The sequence below is a fragment of the Paenibacillus sp. FSL R5-0623 genome (assembly GCF_037974265.1).
In the GTDB taxonomy this organism is placed as follows: domain Bacteria; phylum Bacillota; class Bacilli; order Paenibacillales; family Paenibacillaceae; genus Paenibacillus.
The window spans coordinates 4,908,798-4,932,646 of the sequence record NZ_CP150233.1; the positions used below are offsets into that span (position 1 = coordinate 4,908,798).

Consider the following 23,849-nt stretch of genomic DNA (forward strand, 5'->3'; position numbering starts at 1 on the left):
CGACCACACCTCATCGTTTAATTGAGATTCAAGCTGTGTAAGGCAAAAAATCAATTACAGCTTAGTGCATTACCCAGATTCCGCCAGCCAATACGGAGAGAACCGTGATAAACGTTTGATACACCACATCCATAATGAGATTCCCGATACTGTCTCCATCTGCCTTGCGATTTTTAATCATGACATAAGTATGTGACCAAAGACCACTTAATCCGTATATGTACATCGTTACCAATACACCAACCCAAAAGTTCCCCTGGAACCAGATGGCCATAATCCCCATAACTCCAAGCCCTACCTGGGAAAAACCGTATTTAACCTGAAATGGTCCACCAGGCCATCCTAACATTTTGGCTGTCTGATCCGCTCTGGCAATGTTGACAACATAACCAATCACTCCAACCAATCCAAACGTAACCACAAACTGATGAAGCAGCAACACTCTGCTAATCTCGCTCATTTCCCCGGGAAAACCTAACACATACAGGTGTACTCCCCCTGAAATTAGACCTAACAACCATAGAACCAAAAACCACATGCCTGTCCCACTCCCGCCGTTTGTTATTTGGAATCATTTGTAACTAAATGTACAATCTTGTAGATACACACATTATATAATCGCTTTTACATTTGTCAATTCATACATAATTTTCTAGTATGTCGAAGCTTTTGTCATTTTTCTTCTTCTGTACGCAAACAAGAAAACCATATAGTTCTATTTAACTTGAAAATAATAGGAATTTAGCCCTATTATTACATTAAAAGGTTTGAAACCTACTTCTTTTTTAACGCTTCAAAAGAACCACAACTCATTTATCTGACATAGGTGATCGTTCAATTATCATCTGTTTGATCATCTACGATTACAGGATAACAGCAACGATCAATTAACATATGATATAAAAGATTTGACATCCGATCACTTTGTAACTATTATGGTTACAACGGTGGTGATTATCCCATGAGACAAATCAGCAGTCGCTTTTCCATTGCGGTTCATACCCTGTCCCTGATCGCTGTTATGCCCAATGAATGCACCGGAGATGTGATCGCGCAGAGTGTGAATACAAATCCCGTGATTATTCGGCGGATTATGTCCAAGCTGAAACAGGCTGGTCTGATCGACGTCAGACCCGGTGTGGGCGGTGCTTCCTTGTTGAAAGACCCGGCAGACATTACTCTTCTCGATGTATATCGAGCGCTTGAGGTCGTGGAGGATGGGGAATTGTTTAACTTTCACAAACATCCGAATCCGAAATGTCCGGTCGGCAACATGATTGAACACACCCTGCGTGCCGAACTGATTGAGGCTCAGACAGCCATGGAACAGCGCTTGAATCGTGTAACCATACAGCAGATGATGGATCAGATTCATGTCTCTGAATAAAAAAGCTCATAATGAGCTTTTTTTAACCCTTTCGTTGTAATCACACCTGTTATAACATATTTGATTACATCCATATGCAACCAACAACACATATCATAGGAGGAAAAGAAAATGAAAATTTTGGTTACTGGCGCAACAGGTCATTTGGGTTCACTGGTTGTAGAGGCATTGTTAAAAACAGATTCTGCCAAGGATGTGGCAGTAAGTGTACGTAATCCAGAGAAAGCGGAAGCACTCCGTACTCAAGGCGTTGACGTACGTCACGGTGATTTCGATCAACCGGAGACTTTAGAGAAAGCTTTTGCCGGTGTAGACCGTCTGTTGCTCATCTCGACTGATGGTGACAATGAAACGCGAATTCGCCAACATCAGGCTGCTATTGACGCTGCCAAGAACGCAGGCGTGGGTTTCATCGCTTATACAAGCGTTGTTAATGCAGAGAAAAATACCCTTTCCCTGGCGGAAGTTCACCGCGCTACAGAAAAATCTATTCGTGAATCCGGCATTCCGTATTCCTTCCTGCGCAACAACTGGTACCTGGAAAATGAAGCAGGCAGTGTGCAAGCCGCTACCCAAGGTGCACCTTGGGTTCATGCCACCAACAACAGCCAAGTAGGCTGGGCTACCCGCAGTGACTATGCCCATGCTGCTGCAGCTGTACTCGCAGGAGAAGGACATGAGAATACCGTATATGAATTGTCCGGCAAACTGCGCACGCAAGCTGAACTGGCTGCCATCGTTGGTGAAGTGCTTGGACAGGACATCAACGTGCAGAACGTGGACGATGCCGCTTACGCTGACATCATGAAAGGCGCAGGTCTACCGGACTTTGTCGTATCGATGCTTGTTGATATGCAAAGTGCCATCCGTGAAGGCGCATTGGCTGTAGAAAGTGATACTTTAGAGAAATTGCTTGGCCGTCCGGCTCAGCCACTTAGCGAAGGTATTAAAGCAATTGTAGGCAAGTAAGTTTAGGATATGAGAAAGGGACACACCAACCAATGTTGGATGCGTCCCTTTTTTGATGTAGCTAACGATCAATACAATGATATTCCAGTTGTACGGATGACCGTACACTCACCCGTTGATTGCGACTGCTGCAATTTGAGGTAGGTATTTATGCTTTCCACAACAGTTCATCACTCACTGCTCACCAGTCACTGCTCATTGCTCAAGAATATAACGTGCAGGAATGTGATCGGCCAGCCAGATATTTTCGTTTCCATGATAAAAAAGGATTCCGTCTGTGGCCGCTTGAGCAGCATTGATTTTCAAAATGACAGGCTGATCATCCCGTCTTCGTCCCACCTGAGTGGCCGTATCGATATCTGCGGACAGATGTACATATTGCCTTTGCCGCGGCTGTAAGCCATGTTCCATAATAGAATGCACTGCGCGTGCCGGGGTCCCATGGTACAGGGTTTCCGGTGGCTCAGCAGATATCTTCGATATCTTATGGGGTGTCGAATGTCCATACAATGCCCGGATGCGGCCAGAACGGATTTCATGTCTCTTTTTCTCCGAGGCTTGAATCATCTGCTCCAGATCGGCTTGCGTGACTTCCTTCCACTGCGGACTTTCATGTAAAGCCACCAGCAATTGCGAGATTTCCACCCAACCCTCTTCGTCCAGTTCCAGCTCATACTCCCATGGGGCGTGACGCAGAGCGTATGAGAGTTCCTTGCTTAATTTCATCAGATCCAATGCAATCATCTCCCCAATCCAATAAAACTCGTCTATTGCTGCGATTGAACCGCTGTTAAAATCTCCTGAATGTTACGTGCCAATCCCTCATCGTCTTCCTGATTGAATTGGCGGTGTCCATCAATCCCACGTTGGATAATCGTATTCATCACCGGATGAACCTCACGATCGGAAGCCACCCGAATCAGATCATCGGCAAAATCAACCGCCTGCTGCTCACTGTAGTTAAACGGTTTGATCAACATCCGAATGCTCAAGGCATGGGCCTGCGGCTCCGCCAGCTGATCCCGATTAGTGATGCCATACACCGCACCAAAACCAAAGCAGCCATGATCTGACGCTCCAGTTCTGTCGTCTGTTCCAAAGGCGTGCCAATCAGCTCACACATTTTGTCCACCATCTGCTCCAACTCGTTTGCTGCCGCAGCCAGGATTACGTCATTAATATCGTCAGCGTTGATAAAATCAGTCATATTGTAATTCTCCATTTCTGCACCGTATTTGATCCATTCTCTCAGATTCTATGAGAACATTGTATCGGAGTTGGGGTGTTCGTTTCAAATTCATCTATAGGTGGAGCTGTTAATTCCGGCATGATTCATCGTTTGGCTCACTCCGAGACGAACTCCATAAAGTACACTAATAAATAATAAAAAACCAAATCTCCTCATTTAAAAGTCGACTTGGTTTAATTTTTTGTATGAATATGCTCATCTAGCATACCAATTTATAAAAGAGGTGTTATAACTCAAGCCATCTCATGTTGCTTTTTCGGCTCCACTTCATAGACCTGTGTATGTTCATTCTCGGCCAAAGACCATTCCACCGTTCCAGGTTTACGCACTTTCCACACCCAGGCTTGAACTCGCAACGAGCTTCTGACCCAGGCTAGGGAGGCACAACGTTTCTCGGAACGAACCGTCAACCCCCAATGAATAACACGAGCGAGCCAAGGATTCACATACTCATTATGTGAGCGAACAGATGGCAATTCATCCTGGAACAACCGCTGTTTCACGTCCATAGGGGGTTGCCCACATGCCCAATAATGGAGCAGAGCTGCCAAACTATAGATGTCCGACATCGGTCCCTGACTGGATTTCTCCGAATAGAACTCTAGCGGAGAATAACCTGCCGATGTAAATATCACCTGTTTCTCTCCGGATTGCATAGGCCAACGGGTAGCTGAGCCAAAGTCCAGAAGTTTGGGTGTACCATCCTCCATAACCATAATGTTGGAAGGTTTCACATCCCGGTGAAGAATGCCTTGCTTATGTATGTAATCCAATGTATCCACCAGTGGAAGCAGCGTCTCCGTTATGAAGGCAGCATCAAGAGCATGATTGTGTTCATTCAGATACTCGGTCAATGTGATTCCCGTGCAGTATTCCATAACCAGATACCCCGTATCATTTGCTTCAAAATGATCCAAATACGAAACAATATGAGGATGGTCCAGTTTCGATAACAGTTCACCTTCAAGCAGAAATGCAGCCAGTAGCTCCTGATATTGCCCACCGTATCCTCGTGAAGAACAGAACACTCTCCGCTTGTCTGCCTGACGTTCAGCCAGTCTCTGTGGGAAAAATTCCTTAATGGCTACCTTGGCACCCGTGTTACGATCTCGTCCTGCATATACAATAGCCAACTCACTGCTGGCTAATACCTGTCTTACCTGATATGTATCATTTATAATCACATTGCGCTGCAATGCCATTTTGCAATTGTCTTTTCTCATAACAGACCTCTTTTCAACCTTGTCGATCGGAAGACTTTCCGCGTAAATGCATCATTTGGTTCAACCAGTCAGCAGTTCATCGCCAACTATACATATAAACCAAATGATGCAATTTGAAACACCTTAACGCGAAATGTTTAAATATTAATGATATTAAGCCTTCTACGATCTACTGCTAATCCCTATCCACACTATTCTATAGAAGAAGAGCATTCTCTTATATAGATTATCGACAGATGGATGTAATTACTTTATTAAACTGGAGAAAAACATTTCTCATCCTTCATTTGCAGCTTTTATTAATAATTTTTCTGTAAAAATCGCCCGATTTCCTCGTTCATCTGCACTAATACGTCCTGTGAAGGAAAATGTCCTGTATCATATTTGATGGCTTGCACATTCGTAATAATTTTTTGAGCCCGTTCAATACACTTATCCGCAGGGAAAAAGACATCCTTCTCCCCCACTAATAACAAGGTTGGAGACGTATAGTTCACCAGTTCTTCCCGCTCCGTGAGCTTGGGCAGATCATGCTCCAAACTGACATGCTTAAAAATTTTACCAATGATGTTTTTATCCATTTCTTTCATGCAGTTGCACGACATGCTGTCCGTAATTTTTTGTAAAGAAGATGGTGAAGAAGTCATCCGGTACTTAACAAGTGGAAGAACGATATCCTGAACGGTTTTGATTTTGGAACCAACAGCCAGACCTGCCGGAGCGACCAATACAGCACATGCAATTCGTTCTGGAATGTAGGTTGCCAGTCTAAGAATAATTCCTCCACCAAAAGAAGGACCGATAAACGCACTTTTTTCGATCTCATAATAATCAAGCAAGTCGGAAATCCACAACGCAAAACTATCAAATCGTGCCGATATCCGTGTCTCCTCACTGTAGCCGGGATGACCGATCGTATCGGGGGCGATAATCCGGTATTCTTTGAACAAGGAAGAGAACCAGGACAATGTCATGGGATTCACACAATTTCCGCCTTGGAGAATAAATAAAGGCTTACCGTCCTCAGGACCTGCCAATAAAACATGCGTCTGTCCAAACCGTGTCTCCACATACTCTCGTGTAAATCCCTCGCCCAGTTCATTAAGATAGGCTTCGTATTCCTCAAGTATGCTGCTTCTTCCTTCTTCACTTCTATATATGGGACTCATGTCTGCCTCCTGCAAAATATACTCAAATAACCCATTCTAGTGAATGGACTTGCTAATCAATGGACCAAAAAGATAAAGAGGGCCTGCAGATGACAGGCTCCTCCATTTGTTTAACGAATCATATTCAGATGATTATAGAGCGGAAACTGGAAATTGTAAATATCGATTCTAATAGACAAGAAATAAAGGAGGCATCCTTTGGAAAAATACCTACTTCCGGCCGTAATCCGCCTTAATTTCGCCCCACTGTTTGGTCTGCCATTTTAGCACTTTATTGCTGTACGTATTTGTCTGGAGCCACTGCTCCGCACGATCAATCATCAGCCAGATTTCTTCCGTGGAGTTGTCTCTTGGTAACGTTGTTGCTACTTTTTTCTGCTTTAGCCATTTCATGGCATTGACCGAGTCGGTATACACCGTTTTAGTGCTGCCTTCTTTTTTCAGATGTGCAAGGGCATGTACAATGGCCAGGAATTCGCCCAGATTGTTCGTTCCTTTGGAGATCGGTCCAACAGAGAAAATAATCTCACCGGTGCGGGTGTCCACCCCTTTGTATTCTACAGGTCCAGGGTTACCACGTGTACCCACATCAACAGAGATGCTGTCGTAATCCACTTCCTCTGACGTTTCCATGCCAGCACTTCTTCCGCTACCAGCCGACTTCGTTTTCGACGCTTCGCCTGCACTTGAACCCCAGTTCCCTTTCCATCCCGCACGATACGCTTCTTCTGCGGCTGCTTTGGACTCATAGGATTTATATTTTGCTCCAGTATAATGATCCGTCTGCGCTTTGCAATCTGCCCATGTGTTATATACACCAGGCTTCTTACCTTCCCAGACAACATAGTATTTCTGTTTTGCCACTGTGACCCGCTCCTTTGTTCACTTCATCAATACCCTATTGTATACGATCCGGTGGGCGGAATGAAAGCTATGGATTCAGCCAACTGCATAATTCCTCCAACTCCAGAACAGCCTAAGAAGCAAAGAGCATACTGGAATAGAAAGGAATACACCTTATGGACTGGATATGGAAATCTGTTTTACTTGTACTTGTCGGCATGATCCTGCTGCGAATTGCAGGACGCAAGTCAATCTCACAGATGAGTGTGGTTACAACGGTCATCATGATCTCCATCGGAACAACGATTGTGCAGCCCATCGCAAATCATGAACTTGGTAAAGCAATTGGATCAGCATCGGTATTCATTGTGACATTGCTTGTGGTGGAACAACTGCAATTGAAATTTAATTTTTTTGAACGGCTCATGAGTGGCACTTCCAAAATCGTGGTAGAGGACGGGAAGGTCATTATCCCGAATCTGAAACGTATGCGTTACACGATGGATCAGCTCGAGATGCACCTGAGGAAGGAAGGTATTACGAGTGTGGACGATCTGGAGACCGCAACGGTGGAACCCAATGGTCAACTCGGTTATGTTCTGAAACGACATGCTCGTCCCGTGACGATTGGAGATCTGGAAGAGATCCTACGAAGTTATGCAATTACAGGTAGTAGCCCAGCAACGGGAGAACACCCTCAACAAGACAACAGCAACAAGTCTTCAACTCATAGTGATAACTCCTCAGATATTTTTCAAGAAGTCAGCAAAGGTGCTCATGCTCATCCCGTTGATCCTAAGCTTCAATAGTTGATCCCTACCCCCACCTAAAAAAACAAAAGACCGGCCCTGTGAGCACTCAACAACATCGCTCCAACAGGTACGGTCTATGTTCACTTCAATTGATTATTTCGAAGATTTCTCCACGTCATTACGAAAGATATAATCCTAATCAACGTGTACTCAGATAAGCGATGCCCAAACCACCCGTAACCGGGTTCTTATAGATTTCACAATCTACATCGAATACCTCACCAATCATCTCACGAGTCAATATATCCGCCGGTTTGCCATGGACCACAATCTGGCCCTTTTTCACCACATAGAGATAATCGCAATATTCTGCGGCGAGTTCAAGATCATGCAGCGCTGCCAATATGCCAATGCCGAGTCCACGGACAATATTTAGAATCTGAAGCTGGTATTTGATGTCCAAATGGTTCGTCGGCTCGTCCAGGATCAGGAATTGGGGTTGCTGTGCCAGGACACGCGCCAGTACCACACGCTGTTTCTCTCCACCAGACAGAGACACGTAATTACGGTCTGCATGTCCAGTCAGATGTACTTTTTCCAAAGCCTGCTCCACGATTTCATGATCCCGTTCATTATCCGTCTCCAGCATTTTTTTGTGCGGGGTACGACCCATCATGACCATCTCGCGCACCGTAAAATCAAAACTCAATTCATTAAACTGACCGACAACGCCCATATGTCTGGAAACAAGCTTTGGACTGGATTTGAGAATATCCGTATTATCCAGAAAAACCTTACCTTGCTGCGGTTTGATCACTTTATAAATGCTCTTGAGCAGCGTTGACTTGCCACAACCATTAGGCCCGATCAGTCCAACGAACTGTTTACCGTTCACCTGTAAAGAAATGTCCTTGATGATGTCCGTGTTCAGCACAGAGATGGATACATTTTCTACGTTCAGCTTCATGTTTAATTTCCTCCAAAACCGTAGCCTTTTTTGACCAGCATATACATAAACATGGGTGCACCAATCATGGCTGTAATAATACCGATTGGCAACTCCACGCTGGATATGAGGGATCGTGCAATAACATCCGTCCAAGTCAGGAAAATGGCTCCAAACAGCACGGATACAGGCATCACTTTACGATGGTCGGAACCCACCAGACCTCTCACAATATGCGGAATGATTAGTCCCACAAAGCCAACCATGCCACAGCTAGCCACCATAACTCCTGTCACCAAAGCAGTTAACAGCATGTACAGTCTGCGATACACACTCAGATTAATGCCCAGCGTAACAGCTGCTTCATCCCCCAACAACATCGTATTAAGAACTCTGGACTGTAAAAGGAAGAATAGAATCGCCACCAGCACAACGATACCCACGAGTGGAAGCTTGTTCCATCCGGAAGCCGCCAGGCTGCCCATGGTCCAGAATGTTACTGTTTTGATGCCTTCAGCATTGTTGGCAAAATAAATAATAAAGTTCGAAAAAGCGCTGCATAACGCGTTAATCACCATTCCGGCAAGCACCAGCTTGACCGACGTCATTTTCCCCCGAATCCCTGCCAAAGTCAGGACCAGTAAGGACGCACCCATCGCACCGGCAAAGGCCCAGAAAGCAACCCCCGTCTGACCAAGCCACCCAATCGCACCGAATCCAATGAGAATTGCAAAGGTTGCTCCAAGTGAAGCGCCTGATGATATACCCAGTATGTAAGGATCAGCCAGCGGATTCTGCACAGCAGCCTGCATAACAGCACCGCACAGGGCCAAGCCTGCACCGATAAACATCGCCATCAGCACACGCGGGAAACGAATCTGCCAAATGATATCGGTAAAGGAACCTGCCTCAATGGGTGTTGTCCCCCATTGAAATCCCGTTAATTTGGTTAAAAGAATACGATATGACTCCGCCAGTGGAATACGAACCTGTCCAATGGAAACCGCGATCCCTACAGATATAATCGTAATCATGATTAAAGCTGCAATCAGTAAAGCAAACCCGGATTTACTATGAATAAGAGACTCTCTTTTCCCCATACGCTGTGTCTGAACCTGAATCGTCTGTGCCATCTCTTCCCCCATCAATTCGCGTAAAATGTAGAACAAATTAAATTTAGCTATTTACAATGTGTTTTCTGGGATTATAATTGAGAATGATTATCTTTGTCAATTTAAAACACATCGAAAAGGGGTTCATCATTTAATGAAATTCACATCCAGAACTATTGGCATCGCTGCTCTAAGTCTCCTGTTACTACTGCTTGCAGCCTGTTCGAATGCATCAACTTCTTCCCCTGCCGAAGAAACAACTTCAACAACTAACACGACAGAAACTTCAGCTTCTGCTGAGAATACAAATAAAACGACGTACCCGCTCACCATTGAGAATTTCACGATCTCGGGTGAGGGCGGCGAGTGGAAACCCAAAGTGCAAGTATTCGATAAAACACCTGAACGTGTTGTTGCGAATACCCAATCTGCGGCTGAGATGCTCATCAAATTAGGTCTGACCGATAAAATGGTTGGTGTTGCTGCTCTATACGGTTCCGTTACACCGGATGTGGCTGATGATTTCGCCCAAATTCCGGTATTGTCCAAGGATTATGTAGGTAAAGAGCTGGTTGTAGGTGCAAGCCCGGATCTGGTACTCGGACGGGGCGACCTGTTCGCTGATGCAGACTGGGGCGTGGGTACCGTCGATGGATTGAATGACATGAATATCCGCACGTTTCTGCAAACGACGAATCACAAAGGCTCACTCGATAGCCTGTATAGTGATATTGCACAACTTGGGCAGATCTTCGATGTTCAAGAAAATGCCGCAACTTTCACGGAAAGTCTGAAGACACGTGTTGCAGCCATTAAGGCAAGTGTAGCCGATCAGCCTGATCATACTTTTGCTTATATCGTACCCGCTACGGAAGACACCATTACGGTAAGCAGCATGCAGAACGATACATATCAGCTCGATGCACTTGGCCTGCTGAAGCTGAAAAATACGTTTGATGGTGTGCAAGGTGAGGTAAGTGTTGAGCAACTGATCACAGCGAACCCGGACTACCTGCTCTTGTCCGCGTATGCCGGTTCACCGGATATCGATAAGCTAATTGAGAACCTGTATGCCAACCCTGCCCTGCAAAGTATGAACGCAATCAAAAACAAACAGATCTATGTCACAGATTTCAGCCAGTTCTGGGGTTATGGATATCAAATTCTGGATGGTATTGAGAAAATGGGACAGGAAATGAAGCTAATCCAATCAAGTAATGACTTGAGCCAATGAGCAGGAGAAGACATTCTCACTGCTCATTTTTCAGTTCACTTTAGAACATACTAAATTAACGGATAAACTCTCAAATTAAATTAAAAATCATGTTAAAACCTCCTTCTTACCTTTAATCCTGTATGCAAAAGTTTGATTTTTTCAGATAAGCTTATATGCATAGTTCTGGATAGGATTAAAATATAAGAAATGAGGTTTTATTCATGACCGCTCCCACATCCCTCCCAAACCAAAGGGAGATACCTTCCATATCTTCAAAACGCCTTCCGTGGGCTGGGCTTCTTGCATTAGCCATGGCGGGATTTATCTGCATCCTCACTGAAAGCCTGCCTGCGGGACTGCTGCCGCAAATTGCAAAAGACTTGGGGATCACAGAAGCCCTCACAGGACAGTTGGTGACTCTTTATGCCATTGGATCACTTGTTGCTGCTATTCCCTTGACTGCTGCTACACGCGGATGGAGACGCCGACCTCTTCTGCTGGTATGCATTAGCGGTTTTCTTGTCTTTAACACCGTTACCGCCTTATCGTCAGATTATATCCTTACACTTGCTGCTCGTTTCATGGCGGGAGTCTCTGCGGGTGTGTTATGGGGAATGACAGCAGGTTATGCTCGTCGGATGGTTCCGGATTCGTTAAAAGGTAAAGCCATGGCTGTGGCTATGGTCGGCACTCCGGTAGCATTAGCCCTGGGTGTCCCAATCGGTAGTTTTCTCAGTTCTTATGTTGGCTGGCGCCTCATCTTCGCGTTTGTATCTCTTCTGACCGTAGCTTTAATCGTATGGGTTCTCTGGAAAATGCCGGATTTTGCCGGAGAGCCAGCTGGTGAACGCCTTCCGCTGCATAAGGTGTTTTTAATTCCGGGAGTTAGGCCTATTCTGTTTGTTGTTCTGGCCTGGATGCTTGCCCATAATATCCTATATACCTATATTTCTCCCTACCTTACCCAGACCGTATTTGCTAACAGAGTAGACTTGGTTTTGCTCATTTTCGGTATTACTTCCATTGTTGGAATTTGGTTAACCGGAATGCTCATTGACCGATTTTTGAGGAAATTGGTTATCATTAGCTTGGCATCATTCGCTCTGGCCTCTGTCGTGATGGGAATCGCTACTCATCAACCTGTGATTATTATCCTTGGCGTCATGATCTGGGGACTTACGTTTGGCGGAGCCGCGACACTGTTACAGACTGCCATCGCTCAAGCCGGAGGCAAAAGCACAGATGTCGCTCAATCGATGCTGGTTACAGCATGGAATCTGGCGATTGGCGGAGGAGGCATCATCGGGGGCATCCTTCTTGAAGTATTTGGAGCAGGATACCTTTCCGGGGCGCTGTTTATCTTGCTCATTCCTGCGTTGCTTGTAGCTATGCGGGCTTATAAATATGGATTTACCAGAGCAAATTAACAGGAAGACATTTTGCATGAGTTACACGCAGGAGAAAAGAGGAGTTCACTTGATGTGGACTCCTCTTCTGTTTTTCATTTTAAAGACCAGAATCTTATTCTGCCTGTGCCAACAGATTTGGTCCTTCCACGAGATTCTTATGTGCAATTGGAGAAGACATGGTGATTAAAGTCATGTAAGTACCGTACGGATCACACTTGTTCTCAAACTCCTCGAGTCCCTGAATGGTGTCTGTGAGGATTTTCAGCAAGTAATTGTACTCCCCGCTTATCCGATAACATTCGACAACTTCAGGTGATGCACGACAGAAATCCAGGAAAGGATAACAATCCCGAGTACGAAAAAGAACATAGGCTGTGCTTTGCTTGCCCAATTTGGAGGGGGAGATCACGGTTCGATATTCCTCGATGATTCCCTTTTCTTCCATTCGTTTGACTCGTTCAGTAACGGCGGGCTGAGATAACCCCACCAATTTGCCTAGTTCGGTCATGGATAATCTCGCCTGATTCTCCAAGTGATACAGAATATGCCGATCTATTTCGTCCATGTGATCCACTCCTTTAAATACATAAGATATATTCATAAATTACCTTAAGTATATTCGCCAATTCATTATAATGCCTTTAACAAACCATGTATTACAAGATCAATCATTTATATAATAAACACAGTTATCACGAGAAATCAAATACATCAGTTGGTGAGAGGAAGATAAGCATGAGAAAAAAAGACATGACGACATTGCATAATTATGTTGATGAAGCTATTGACCGCGCTCTAAGCGAAAAAAGAATCGTAGGAACAGTTGTACAAGTTGCAGTAGGAGGGGAACTGGTATATATCCGGGCTGCTGGTTTCGCAGACAGGGAGCAAAAACGCACCATGTCGGAAAACGCTCTGTTTCGACTTGCTTCCGTAACCAAACCTATTGTCTCGACAGCAGCTCTGGCATTAATCTCACAAGGAAAGCTGAGTCTACATGATCCGGTGACCCGCTGGCTTCCTGCATTCCGGCCTAAACTTGCCAATGGTCAGGACGCTTTAATATCAGTACATCAGTTGATGACGCACACCGCAGGTTTGACATACCGTTTCTTCCAAGAAGATCAGGGAACCTATGAGCTTGCAGGAGTATCGGACGGAATGGATTGGTCTGAAATTAGTCTGGAGGAGAATTTGCAAAGGCTAGCTTCTGCTCCTCTTCTGTATGAGCCAGGCAACATGTGGAGATATTCCATTGCGACAGATGTACTTGGTGCCGTTATCGAAAAGGTAACTGGGATGTCACTACGAGAAGCTGTTCAAACGCTGGTTACTCATCCACTCCACATGACCGACACTGACTTTGTTGCGGTGGATTCGGATCGATTGACAGCCGCATACGCTAATGGTTCTGAAGAACCGCGTCTCCTTCATAATGAGTTGGAGCTGATTCCTTTTATTGAGGGTACTGCTGGCTTCCGACTGTCACCCAATCGTGCGAATCGTACTTCTGCTTACTTATCGGGCGGAGCGGGTATGGTTGGAAGTACCGGAGATTTTCTTACTTTACTTGAAGCATTGCGACAAGGAGGACAGCCTCTTCTTACAGAAGCCGTTGCGGCTGAGATGTCTACCAATCAAATCGGGGATCTCGTGATGCCATACTGGCCGGGCAGAGGGTTTGGCCTTGGTTTTACAATACTTAAAGATCCTGTCGCAACCGGTACACCAGAATCAGCGGGTACGTGGCGAATGGGTGGAACCTACGGTCATTCCTGGTTTGTTGATCCAAAAGAAGAACTTAGTGTTGCAGCATTCACCAACACGGCACTTGAAGGGATGTCGGGCCAGTATACCACCGATATCTGTGATGCCATCTACGCGAGCATTAGTGAAGGCAAAGAGGCTGCAAGAATTTAAATACGAATAACCGCCCAATATCATTGGGCGGCTTTATTTTGCAACGATGGTAAGACCTACTGTCTGTTATTGCTCAAATTTCTCTTTTTGAAAAGATAGATCCCCGCAACAAGGATGAACCACACCGGCGTGACAAACAGTGCAACACGCGTATCCTCGGCCAATGCCAATACCACTAGCACAAACGCCAGAAAAGCCAAAATCAAGTAGTTCGAGAACGGATATAGTGGCAACTTGAAGCGGCTGCGACTCGCCAGTTCCGGCTGAGTACGACGATATCTGAGATGACAGATCACCATGATGCCCCATACAAAGATGAAACACACAGTCGACACGCTCGTGATCAGCGTAAATACGCCTTCTGGCATGATATAGTTCAGCACAATCGCGATCAAAATAACAATCGTGGAGAAAAACAGCGCATTGGAAGGGACCTTCCTCTTGTTCAGTCTTGCAAATGATTCAGGTGCGTTGTGATCCTTTGCCATGGAGAACACCATACGGCTTGTACTGAAAATGGCACTGTTACACGCTGACGCTGCGGACGTCAGTACCACGAAATTCACAATGCCGGCGGCAGCTGCAATACCCACAGCGGCAAACACTTGTACAAACGGACTTTCAGTAGGCACAATGGCGTTCCACGGGTAGATGCTCATAATAATCAGCAGTGCGCCAATATAGAAGAGCAGTACCCGGATCGGAATCTGGTTAATGGCTCTCGGAATAACCTTCTCTGGGTTCTCCGTTTCCCCCGCTGTCAGTCCCACCAGTTCCATGCCTACAAAGGCGAACACCACCATCTGGAACGATATGATGAACCCATGCAGTCCATTCGGAAACCATCCCCCATGACTCCACAGATTGGTGAAACTCGCTGGACCTTGATCCGTGGTAAAACCTTTGAATATCATATATAAACCAACAACAATGAGTGCCAGAATAGCCACGACCTTAATCAGGGCAAACCAGAATTCCATCTCCCCAAACAACTTGACCGTTGCCAAGTTCATGATTAATAAAATGACTAACGCAATTAACCCTGGCATCCACTGAGGTACATTTGGAAACCAAAACTGTGTATACAATCCAACGGCCGTAATATCAGCCATGGCAATGGAGATCCAGCAGAACCAATAGGTCCAGCCTGTAATAAATGCCGCCATATTTCCCAGGTAATCACGCACAAAATCGACAAAGGAATGATACTGCAAGTTGCTTAACAGTAGCTCCCCCAATGCACGCATGATCAGGAACAATACAACACCCGTAATAATGTAGGCCAGCAAGATGGATGGCCCTGTTAGCTGGATCGTTTTGCCTGCTCCGAGAAACAGACCTGTACCGATCGCACCTCCGATCGCCATCAACTGCACATGTCGGTTCTTTAATCCCCTTGTTAACGTTTCTTGCTGCATGATTCAACCACCACTCTCTTTCTGCAAATGCTCTCTACGATGCAAAATATTATTACTCATCATATAATAATCTGCTCAGAATACATATCCCTCATTTATATTTTTTTGCACAGCAAAAAGGCCACCTTTGTAAGAGATGACCTCTTGATATGCTCGTATTTCATGCCCTTTGATTTTATAAGCTTAAGTTGCATCCGATCCTTATTATCATCAGCCTATGTACATTCCTTTTTATTCCCATGCCATGTCACGCTGATAATACATATCTATAGAAGTATTTTAAAATAAAAGCCAAGCATAAAGCGGCAACAACTAAAAAGGTAATCGCTAATGAACGTTCATTTTTCCAGATTCGAATAGCATTAGCCACACTAATCATGAATAACGCAACAAAGTTAATAACACTCGAATACGATTGAAACGAGTTGAAAACGATCATTATAAATCCTACGATCCAGATTAACAAAAACCACAGTGGAGTTTTCCGAAAAAGCTGCTTCATTATGATGTACTCCTTATATATTAAATTAGTCTGTGTATAAGATATTCTTCAACAGAAATAAAATCCCTTTATTTAGGTTATAACCCCAAATAATTAATACAATCTAGATCCAATTTAAGTATCTTCACAGTAAAAAGGGCTCCGATAAAGGCGCCCTCTGATCTGTTCAACAACTACTTTTGCTTATAAAACTCATGATACAATTTCATTAACGCCCGCTTCTCAATCCGTGATACATAAGAACGTGAGATGCCCAGTTCCTTCGCAATTTCACGTTGAGTTCGTTCCTCTCCGCCTGCTTCTAGGCCAAATCGACCGATCACAACTTCCTTCTCCCGATCATCCAGGATGTCGAGATTGCGATAAATTTTGCTTTTTTCAATCTTGAGCTGCACTTTATCTACAACGTCGTCGGCTTCTGTTCCGAGGATATCGATTAGCGTAATTTCGTTGCCTTCTTTATCCGTACCGATGGGATCATGCAGGGATACGTCTTTGCGTGTTTTCTTCAGGGAACGCAGATGCATAAGTATCTCGTTTTCAATACATCTCGCCGCAAATGTGGCAAGCTTCGTACCTTTGCCTTGTTGAAAACTTTCGATGGCTTTGATCAAACCAATGGTTCCGATGGAAATCAGATCCTCCTGATCTTCACCCGTATTATCGAACTTCTTGACGATATGCGCGACGAGGCGCAGATTGTGTTCAATGAGCAGATTGCGAGAGTGAGCATTGCCTTCAGCCATAAGGCGCAAATGTTTGGCTTCATCACCCTCAGCCAGTGGCTGGGGGAACGCATTATTTTTGACATACGAGACGAGTAACGTTAACTCTTTAATGAATAGAGCAATTGCGGTAAACAATCCGGGCACAGATGACACCTCCTGCAGTTTTACAACGATCTGGCCTGAGTACGTGTGGGAACAGGGTCGATCTATTGTATGTAGGCAGAGGCCCAGAAGTGCACGTACACTTGAAAAAGGGGATGACCTTGCGAAGATTTCACAGACTCACAGAAACAATGGAGCCCACCTGCTGAAGCAGGAGAAATTCTTTTTCCACACTTTCGATAAAATATGTTTTCTCACCAAATATAACGACATCGTTCTCCGTTAAGGGAACCTCGCTTTTGAAATAAATCACATTGTCAGTTTCCCGGAATGCACCTTTGTAATAGAACATCCTATTTCTCTCCTTCATGTATCTACCTATGTAATTAACTACCCGCTCCATGTGGATCTGCTTCCTTCATGCTAACATATTCTCTCTCACTCATCATGTCATATTCGCACACTAACCAACATAAAGCCCCAGCCCTGTGCAGAACAGAACTGAGGCTGCATATCGATATGAATTCCTGTTTCTCCTGTCGATTGCTTCAAGAAACTAATTCAAATTAAATTATTTGAAGATTCGTTGTGAGAACTGATACAGGCCGCTGTTCCAGACAGATGGTTCGTGTCCACCTACATCCAGATAAAAGGTATGCGGAATGTTCATGCTGCTCAAGCCGTTTTTGAAATTCTGGCTGACCCATAACAGACCATCACTCGATCCACAGGAGATCCACAACAATTTGAGTTGGCTAGCGACTTGTCCCGGGTTGGAAACCAGCTGCGATACAGATTGCGTATTCGGTGCAGCCGAGAATGCCCCTACCCAAGCGAAGGTATTCAGATTTTTCAATCCGAAGTTAAGCGACTGCCCACCACCCATGGACAGACCGGCCAACGCACGGCTATTCTTGTCTTTGTATACCGGATAGTTGGCCTCGATATGAGGAATCAGATCCTTGAGCAGGTCTTGCTCAAACCGTTCAAACGCAGCCACTTTGTCCGGAGCAAAAATGTCACCGACTGGACGATCGTCCTTCATGGCACGGCCATTCGGCATGACAACGATCATCTGGGACAGCTTTCCTTCCGAATACAGGTTGTCCAGAATGTTCTTTGGTTTCATTGCGTTAACCCACTCATACTCATCCCCGCCGATGCCGTGCAGGAGATACAAGACGTTATACTTTTTATTCGGAGAATATCCTGGCGGTGTATACACCGTCGCTTTCCGTGTATTGCCTACCGTTGTGGAGTAATAGGATATCAGATTGGTATTTCCGTGCGGAATATTGTTTCGATAGCCATCATAACCCGGTGGTGCCGGCACAACCGGAGTGTTAGCCAGCGCATTTTGCCCGGTATTATCCATGGTGCCGGTCGCTCCCTGATCTATCACAGACTGAATGGGGGCTGGAGCTGGAGTTTCCTGCATATCCGTTGCAGACGCCATCGTTGGTACAAGGAGTGCTGCTGTGATGGAGAGACTCAGAATCTTGGACAGACGTTTTTTCATTAATATCAATCTCCTTTGGAATATGATTTTAAACCGTGTACGAACCTCATAACAGGTCTTTCAGATACACACAAGCCTAAATTGAAAGCCCTTACATTTTAAAACGAAGTTCCTCCTTTCCACGCATGAATACGGACCGCTATCCTTCACCTTTCCCAATACGGAAGTAAACATCCGTGATCCATAATTTACAATCAATTCCAATTACATCTTTATTATATCACCTCACAAGGCCTGTACATCATCAAAAAACTTAAATAACTATATCTTATAGTTTGAAAAGTATACTTCTTAACACCACCAGACCGTCTATTCACCCCCCTACTCCGGATCTCATCATGATATGAAAAAGCCTCAACTCTCCGTGTTCAACGGAAGAATTGAGGCGAACCGATTCCATATTCAGCTTGCTGACGCTGACGCTGCAACCTCAACAACCTCTGGCCCATGATGTTTACGCTCCATGAACAGACTGAAGAGCAGTCCTAGCAAGCCTAATCCGGCAATAACTGCGGCATACAAAGGTACGGATATAAGACCCGTGTGGGTAATTGCATACCCGCCCAAATAGGCACCACCTGCATTCCCCAGGTTAAATGCGGAGTGACTTGATGTTGTCGCCAGCAGCGGCGCTTCGCGGGTCATATTCATGATTCGAATCTGCAATCCTGGCATAATACCAAACGCCGCTACACCCCAGAAGAATATAGTGATTACAGCAAGATAAGAATTCTCCAGGGTAAGCGTAAGTGCAGCCAGAAGAACCGCCAGTATCCCGAAATTGACGATCAGAGAAGGCATCAGTTTCCAGTCTGCCAGACGGCCACCAACCATGTTCCCCAAGGTAACACCGAATCCGAAGAGCACCAGAATCCAGGTCACATTCTGCTCGGCAAAACCACTAATGTCCACAAGCATCGGCGTGATGTACGTGATTACGCTTTCTATCTGTACTATGTTTATCATCTGATTTTAACTTGTTTGTGTAGTATCAACAATCTTTCTGTATCAAGGGTTTTTAGCATTCACAAACTGTATTATGAATATCATCTTAAAAAGTTAGGTTAACTGATTATGTTACCCTAGCGTTACCCAAAGCAAAAAAGAGACCCTGCTATTGTATAGGTTCTCTCCTTTTACGCTGGAGCAAAAGTGACTTTGAAGATGTCCGTGACTCCGTATAATCTTTTTGCTTCAGCTTTGGCCGACTCAATGATCTTACGATCATCCGTAATATCGTCCACCTCCACGAATACAGATGAAGGCCGTAAATCAAGTTGGGGTCCTACTTTATAATAGAAATCAACTCTAACTCTATTCATTTGGTCATCTCCTTATGTATAAAATAAAAAAGGACCCTGCTATCATAGCAGGGCTGATACCTAGCTGGCAATCTTCCCACCAGCCTTTTTAGCTTTGTAGTCAATGTATGGCCCGGATCTCATCACCAGTAACAGATATGCCAAGTGCCGCAAGTTTATCGCTCGCATAAGTGTACGCTTCACTCAGCTTCCGATCGCCTTTATATGTCTTGTAGATTGTCTCAGCCCAGGCGAATGCTTCAGCTCCAATCTTGTGTAGCTTATCGCGGTCCTCGGTCGTTGTCTTAGCCTTGTAATATGCCCTAGCTTTAACTTTAATTACATTAATAGCTCCGATAATTACAATCGCAACCAATTCGAATAGAGCATTTACAATCGTATCAATATAAGGCTGGGCGTTTACCATAATGTCTTCCATGTCATTCACTCCTTAATTTTTAGATTTCTACTTTATTGCGAGACTCTTTATCCCAGAAGATTCGTGCATCTAACAGCTTTGTCAGATCCCTGGCAGTCACGTATCCCACTCCGTCTATGTTCATCGTTTCTACTGCTTCACCATTGATTGTTACTTTGCCTTTTGTATATCCAATACGACCTCCAATCAACTCACCAATCGGTCTGGATGGTATCCATGTCGTTCCTTTCTCGTTGTATCCGGTGTATGTCGAACCGGCAGCCGTATGGACAGTTACACTCATTTCTGGATACGGTGTGACTTTAACCGATTCCTGTCCTGGCAAGGTTGGCGTTTGGATGTCGAAGGAAGCACCAAGTATTCGCAGATCCCTTGAGCAACCGCCAGTGCTACGCGGTTATGGAAGTCATCTTGGAACAGTTTATTTTCTTCAACCAACCTCCAGTAATACCACGTCCATCTTAGTGTCACGGATTACGGCAAAGTTTCCATATCGTGCGCCACGATCCTTGAATCCCGTAGCAGCAGCATGTGTCGTTGAATCACTCCAGCCAGTGGTGCACTTGTGGTACGGTTGTAGTATGTCTCTGTCCCATTGGAGGAAGATGATGTAGCATTGGCATGGATAGAGAGGAACAGATCTGCTGGTTGGCTATTAGCAATCTTTACGCGGTCTTTTAACTCAAGAAAAACATCTGTGCGTCTGGTCAAACTGAAGTCGATGTATGAATGATTCTTAAACAACTCTTCCAGTTTGAGCGCCATCATCTGGTTGAAGTCTTTTTCGGATACCTTGATTAACTTGTGCAGCATTAGAACGACTAACATTAGCACCATATTGACTTGCGTCTATACCCATGCCAGTTAATTGATTATGGATAAAGTCTGCTTGCTTAACGTCGATCTATCTTCTGCCGTAATCCCTTTCGACTCTGCCTATTCCTTCAAGCTGAGCAGGTTATTGATCGCATCTCGTGCTTCCGTAGGAAGGTAATTACCAGCAACCTGTGCTTCCTGCAACGGATTCTGGAAATACTCTTGGCTCTGCAATCAGTATAAGTTGCCAAGGTTACCGATTGTATCCTGACCCACGCCGTAGTTCATCTGTTGTACTTGTAGATCACGATTAGCATCATCGTTATAACGCTGGTATGCCTGTTGCATCAACTGTGGCACAAGGTTATTGGCGATACTCTCCATGGCATTGTTGCCAAGACTATTCGCAACCGTTTCACTCCAGGAAGCAGAATTTTTATTATCTTCTTATATGCCCATGGAGCAAGAAGCAATGGTAGCTTACCTAATGATTAGTCCGAATACTTACTACACACATGCAGATGGGAAAACTGCATTCCTTGAAGTTGTGGAAACAGTAACTAATTCAAAATACGTCAGGACTAAACCTGACAGTACTACTGCCAACAATCTGTTGAGTTTACCTAGGTTCTAATCTTCATAACCATACTGTAAATAAAGCTTCTCAATGTAACGTGGGCTACGTCTGCCATGTCATTAGCACCTTGAACTTGCGATGGATGGAAGTACCACAAGTGTTTAACCGCATCATTATGAGTTGAATGCGGGCTTCCATTCACCGTTTCTTGGCGTCCATCTCTCATATGATACACACGATAGAATCGATGCGGCATTTCAGGTTTGGCATCGAACTGCTCCTTCAGTTGTTCTACATAAGCTTGATCAATTATTTTGTTCATCACATTTCCTCCTGATTTATAATACTAAACACCAAAGATCTCTATTTTGTAAAAGAATTAGCAAAAACAAAAAGACACTCGTAGGAGTGTCCATATGCTGATATAATTTAATTTGTACAGCCAATTTGTGGTGGGTAATAATCATCTCCTTGAAAGGAGGTGATCTTATGAACTTCACTTTCAACGACGTACTTGTGTTCGCAATGTTCATTCTTGCGTTGCTGACTTACATTGATCATAGAAAGAAGTGACCCGCCACAGGTTGACCGCCGAATGCGGGTCACTTCAGCCGTAAATGCACTACTTTGAGGTGATCACCACAAAAGCTGTACTGGAGTAGCCATTGGCGTGGCTACTCTTATTTTTGTCTTAGTCCCATTTTATTAAACATTATGAGAACTTACAACCTTTAAAATGCTTTAAAATCACTCTGTGCTCAGTGTTTTCTACATTTTTTCTTCTTTTTCAGGGAGCTTCTTTCTCCTCAACACCGAATTCTCCTCAATTTAATACGGAAGCAAGTAAAAGAAAAAGGACGCTTAGTTTTTACGCTAAGTGTCCTTTGGATGTTATTTGGCATCACTTAAGTCGGTATCAGTAATTGGCGGCGAGACAGGGCTTGGCACTTGTCTTATCACACCAACACCATGTGCTGTGTTTAGTCTGTTGATGATATTAGCCTCTCGAAATTCTCTACATATAGTGTAAAGATTTTCCTTAGTCTCCTCAACTTTTTCAGGAGTAATTCGCCGGCTCTTGTAACGAGCTGTCATGCTATCATTCTTCATAGATTGATATGTTGGAAGGATATCACTATAGTGTTCACTTATGTGCTTAAATCTGTCTGTATGATCTTTTGAATGTATATTTTTTTCAGCGTGCAATTTCTTTTCAACAACATGTAGAGCCGTATAAAAATAGATTGTAACTACCCATTCATTAGGTAATGGTTTCTCTGGAGAAGCTTCAGAAACCAATCTCTCGAGAAGATCAATATTTGACATCAATTTCCCATAATGGACATTTTGATTTGGCACTCCTTTTACCCCCTATGATAAATCTTGGAGTAATTTTCAGGAAGCTCATCTTCTTCAAAATCCTCAGCAATTTCATAAGTAGAATCACAGTAAACACCATACTCTTCATAAGCTCTAACTTGCACCTCTGCTAAGAATCTCCCTAGCTTAGGGTGATCTTCTTCAAACACTACAACAAAGCTGTGTTTTTCTCCGTCCTTTAGATAATACACCCCAACTACACCCTCCAAATTTGAGAATGCATGACTTATTTTATCGACCATTCCAGCATCACCGCCTGGCTCCACTATATGATCATCAAACGGTGTATATTCAGGTTCTTTAATTCCTAATCTAGAAAGAATCTGAGCAGACGATTCCATACCTTGACCAAGATTCCGATACCCTCCCAAAAATTCATTAAAAGCACCATGTCCTCTTGATGCTCTTGATGCAAGCTGTTTCAGTACCATTCCGGTCTTGCCGCTGCCTCGAGGTAACGTGACCTTTGAATATAAATGAGGATCTACTGATAATCCCATAGATAGCCTGTCCGAATGAGGTCCCAAATCTGTTTTAATTGTCATAGTAGATCCTCCTCTTCCATGATATTATCCAGCAACCATCTCACTAACTCTTTGGCTTGTTCTCTTTCCATCGTTACAGATACTTTCTTTTCTCTCTCTACCTGCAGCACATTCTTATCGTGATTAAAAACGACTTCTTCTTCGTTTCTAACCTCTAACGGTCTTTCGGTAATCATGAGCGGTTTAATTGATTCCTCAAAGAAATCAATTGAGATATCACCTTGAGGATTCACTGTAAGGGAAGCACCATTTGCATAAGTTCTTTTGTAGTCACTGCTTTTAGTATCAATGTACTTAATCATTTGAGTCTTTGTCGCTTCTATCATA

The 23,849-nt window shown here is 44.3% G+C and carries 29 protein-coding genes and 1 pseudogene; 6 read left to right on the top strand and 24 right to left on the bottom strand.

Annotated elements, in window-relative coordinates; genetic code table 11:
* Nucleotides 1-61 precede the first annotated feature (61 nt).
* A complete protein-coding gene (locus tag MKY92_RS21520; protein ID WP_026080959.1) occupies nt 62-538 on the bottom strand; it encodes a DUF6790 family protein in 477 nt (158 codons plus the stop codon).
* Between the two features lie 423 nt (nt 539-961).
* On the opposite strand from MKY92_RS21520, the gene MKY92_RS21525 reads away from it, so the two are divergent.
* Both MKY92_RS21525 and MKY92_RS21530 read left to right on the top strand, forming a co-directional pair.
* A complete protein-coding gene (locus tag MKY92_RS21525) occupies nt 962-1,387 on the top strand; it encodes an Rrf2 family transcriptional regulator (RefSeq protein ID WP_036668516.1) in 426 nt (141 codons plus the stop codon).
* A gap of 111 nt (nt 1,388-1,498) precedes the next feature.
* Nucleotides 1,499-2,356, top strand: a complete 858-nt coding sequence (locus MKY92_RS21530; protein ID WP_339297542.1) for an SDR family oxidoreductase — start codon at nt 1,499-1,501, stop codon at nt 2,354-2,356.
* 195 nt (nt 2,357-2,551) lie between these two features.
* Here MKY92_RS21530 and MKY92_RS21535 read toward each other — a convergent pair whose 3' ends face one another.
* The 6 genes from MKY92_RS21535 to MKY92_RS21560 form a co-directional block, all read right to left on the bottom strand.
* Nucleotides 2,552-3,091 (bottom strand): RNA 2'-phosphotransferase, encoded by a 540-nt coding sequence (locus MKY92_RS21535; RefSeq protein WP_339297543.1) that lies wholly within the window; start codon nt 3,089-3,091, stop codon nt 2,552-2,554.
* Between the two features lie 32 nt (nt 3,092-3,123).
* On the bottom strand, nt 3,124-3,399 hold the full coding sequence (imm48, locus tag MKY92_RS21540) for an Imm48 family immunity protein (RefSeq protein WP_339297544.1): 276 nt from the start codon (nt 3,397-3,399) through the stop codon (nt 3,124-3,126).
* Nucleotides 3,345-3,563: a hypothetical protein gene (locus MKY92_RS21545; protein ID WP_339297545.1), complete on the bottom strand. Its 219-nt coding sequence runs from the start codon at nt 3,561-3,563 to the stop codon at nt 3,345-3,347. Before MKY92_RS21545 ends, imm48 begins: the two co-directional genes overlap by 55 nt.
* Nucleotides 3,564-3,838: 275 nt before the next feature.
* The gene (locus MKY92_RS21550) at nt 3,839-4,828 is read right to left on the bottom strand and encodes a serine/threonine-protein kinase (RefSeq protein ID WP_221824350.1); all 990 of its coding nucleotides are present in this window, start codon (nt 4,826-4,828) and stop codon (nt 3,839-3,841) included.
* Between the two features lie 299 nt (nt 4,829-5,127).
* Nucleotides 5,128-5,997, bottom strand: coding sequence for an alpha/beta hydrolase (locus MKY92_RS21555; protein WP_339297546.1), 870 nt, complete (start codon nt 5,995-5,997; stop codon nt 5,128-5,130).
* A gap of 210 nt (nt 5,998-6,207) precedes the next feature.
* The gene (locus MKY92_RS21560) at nt 6,208-6,861 is read right to left on the bottom strand and encodes a ribonuclease H family protein (protein ID WP_339297547.1); all 654 of its coding nucleotides are present in this window, start codon (nt 6,859-6,861) and stop codon (nt 6,208-6,210) included.
* A gap of 155 nt (nt 6,862-7,016) precedes the next feature.
* On the opposite strand from MKY92_RS21560, the gene MKY92_RS21565 reads away from it, so the two are divergent.
* A complete protein-coding gene (locus tag MKY92_RS21565) occupies nt 7,017-7,649 on the top strand; it encodes a DUF421 domain-containing protein (RefSeq protein WP_076214198.1) in 633 nt (210 codons plus the stop codon).
* Between the two features lie 142 nt (nt 7,650-7,791).
* Here the strand turns inward: MKY92_RS21565 and MKY92_RS21570 are convergent, their stop codons facing one another.
* The gene (locus tag MKY92_RS21570) at nt 7,792-8,559 is read right to left on the bottom strand and encodes an ABC transporter ATP-binding protein (protein WP_339297549.1); all 768 of its coding nucleotides are present in this window, start codon (nt 8,557-8,559) and stop codon (nt 7,792-7,794) included.
* A gap of 2 nt (nt 8,560-8,561) precedes the next feature.
* The gene (locus MKY92_RS21575) at nt 8,562-9,638 is read right to left on the bottom strand and encodes an iron ABC transporter permease (RefSeq protein WP_339301871.1); all 1,077 of its coding nucleotides are present in this window, start codon (nt 9,636-9,638) and stop codon (nt 8,562-8,564) included.
* Between the two features lie 166 nt (nt 9,639-9,804).
* Between MKY92_RS21575 and MKY92_RS21580 the strand changes: the two genes are divergently transcribed.
* Together MKY92_RS21580 and MKY92_RS21585 are read left to right on the top strand one after the other, a co-directional pair.
* The gene (locus MKY92_RS21580; RefSeq protein WP_339297550.1) at nt 9,805-10,884 is read left to right on the top strand and encodes an ABC transporter substrate-binding protein; all 1,080 of its coding nucleotides are present in this window, start codon (nt 9,805-9,807) and stop codon (nt 10,882-10,884) included.
* Between the two features lie 203 nt (nt 10,885-11,087).
* On the top strand, nt 11,088-12,293 hold the full coding sequence (locus MKY92_RS21585; protein ID WP_339297551.1) for an MFS transporter: 1,206 nt from the start codon (nt 11,088-11,090) through the stop codon (nt 12,291-12,293).
* Between the two features lie 94 nt (nt 12,294-12,387).
* Here the strand turns inward: MKY92_RS21585 and MKY92_RS21590 are convergent, their stop codons facing one another.
* Nucleotides 12,388-12,840 (bottom strand): Lrp/AsnC family transcriptional regulator, encoded by a 453-nt coding sequence (locus tag MKY92_RS21590; protein ID WP_339297552.1) that lies wholly within the window; start codon nt 12,838-12,840, stop codon nt 12,388-12,390.
* A gap of 170 nt (nt 12,841-13,010) precedes the next feature.
* On the opposite strand from MKY92_RS21590, the gene MKY92_RS21595 reads away from it, so the two are divergent.
* Complete coding sequence (locus MKY92_RS21595; RefSeq protein WP_339297553.1) at nt 13,011-14,195, top strand: serine hydrolase domain-containing protein; 1,185 nt, start codon at nt 13,011-13,013, stop codon at nt 14,193-14,195.
* 56 nt (nt 14,196-14,251) lie between these two features.
* On the opposite strand, the gene MKY92_RS21600 is transcribed toward MKY92_RS21595, so the two are convergent.
* From MKY92_RS21600 to MKY92_RS21665, 14 genes and pseudogenes are all read right to left on the bottom strand, one after another.
* Entirely contained in the window at nt 14,252-15,613 is a 1,362-nt protein-coding gene (locus tag MKY92_RS21600; RefSeq protein ID WP_339297554.1) for an amino acid permease, read from the bottom strand.
* A gap of 675 nt (nt 15,614-16,288) precedes the next feature.
* Nucleotides 16,289-16,987, bottom strand: coding sequence for an RNA polymerase sporulation sigma factor SigK (gene sigK, locus MKY92_RS21605; RefSeq protein ID WP_047843844.1), 699 nt, complete (start codon nt 16,985-16,987; stop codon nt 16,289-16,291).
* Nucleotides 16,988-17,117: 130 nt separating this feature from the next.
* A complete protein-coding gene (locus MKY92_RS21610) occupies nt 17,118-17,297 on the bottom strand; it encodes a hypothetical protein (RefSeq protein WP_339297555.1) in 180 nt (59 codons plus the stop codon).
* Nucleotides 17,298-17,516: 219 nt separating this feature from the next.
* A complete protein-coding gene (locus MKY92_RS21615; RefSeq protein WP_339297556.1) occupies nt 17,517-18,464 on the bottom strand; it encodes an alpha/beta hydrolase-fold protein in 948 nt (315 codons plus the stop codon).
* A 402-nt stretch (nt 18,465-18,866) separates the two neighbouring features.
* Nucleotides 18,867-19,406, bottom strand: a pseudogene (locus MKY92_RS21620) (MFS transporter); the annotation flags it as partial.
* A gap of 194 nt (nt 19,407-19,600) precedes the next feature.
* A complete protein-coding gene (locus MKY92_RS21625; protein WP_339297557.1) occupies nt 19,601-19,786 on the bottom strand; it encodes a hypothetical protein in 186 nt (61 codons plus the stop codon).
* A gap of 100 nt (nt 19,787-19,886) precedes the next feature.
* Nucleotides 19,887-20,192, bottom strand: coding sequence for a phage holin, LLH family (locus tag MKY92_RS21630; RefSeq protein WP_339297558.1), 306 nt, complete (start codon nt 20,190-20,192; stop codon nt 19,887-19,889).
* Nucleotides 20,193-20,223: 31 nt separating this feature from the next.
* A complete protein-coding gene (locus tag MKY92_RS21635; protein ID WP_339297559.1) occupies nt 20,224-20,487 on the bottom strand; it encodes a hypothetical protein in 264 nt (87 codons plus the stop codon).
* Nucleotides 20,488-20,678: 191 nt separating this feature from the next.
* Nucleotides 20,679-21,032 carry an N-acetylmuramoyl-L-alanine amidase gene (locus tag MKY92_RS21640; RefSeq protein ID WP_339297560.1) on the bottom strand — a complete coding sequence of 118 codons (354 nt, stop codon included), beginning with the start codon at nt 21,030-21,032 and terminating at the stop codon, nt 20,679-20,681.
* Nucleotides 21,033-21,254: 222 nt separating this feature from the next.
* Nucleotides 21,255-21,404 (bottom strand): hypothetical protein, encoded by a 150-nt coding sequence (locus MKY92_RS21645; protein ID WP_339297561.1) that lies wholly within the window; start codon nt 21,402-21,404, stop codon nt 21,255-21,257.
* Nucleotides 21,405-21,643: 239 nt separating this feature from the next.
* Nucleotides 21,644-21,919, bottom strand: a complete 276-nt coding sequence (locus tag MKY92_RS21650; RefSeq protein ID WP_339297562.1) for a hypothetical protein — start codon at nt 21,917-21,919, stop codon at nt 21,644-21,646.
* Between the two features lie 569 nt (nt 21,920-22,488).
* Complete coding sequence (locus tag MKY92_RS21655; RefSeq protein WP_339297563.1) at nt 22,489-22,956, bottom strand: hypothetical protein; 468 nt, start codon at nt 22,954-22,956, stop codon at nt 22,489-22,491.
* A gap of 5 nt (nt 22,957-22,961) precedes the next feature.
* Nucleotides 22,962-23,522, bottom strand: coding sequence for a hypothetical protein (locus MKY92_RS21660; RefSeq protein WP_339297564.1), 561 nt, complete (start codon nt 23,520-23,522; stop codon nt 22,962-22,964).
* A complete protein-coding gene (locus tag MKY92_RS21665; protein WP_339297565.1) occupies nt 23,519-23,848 on the bottom strand; it encodes a DUF3467 domain-containing protein in 330 nt (109 codons plus the stop codon). The genes MKY92_RS21660 and MKY92_RS21665 overlap by 4 nt, the downstream gene beginning before the upstream one ends.
* Nucleotide 23,849: the final 1 nt, after the last annotated feature.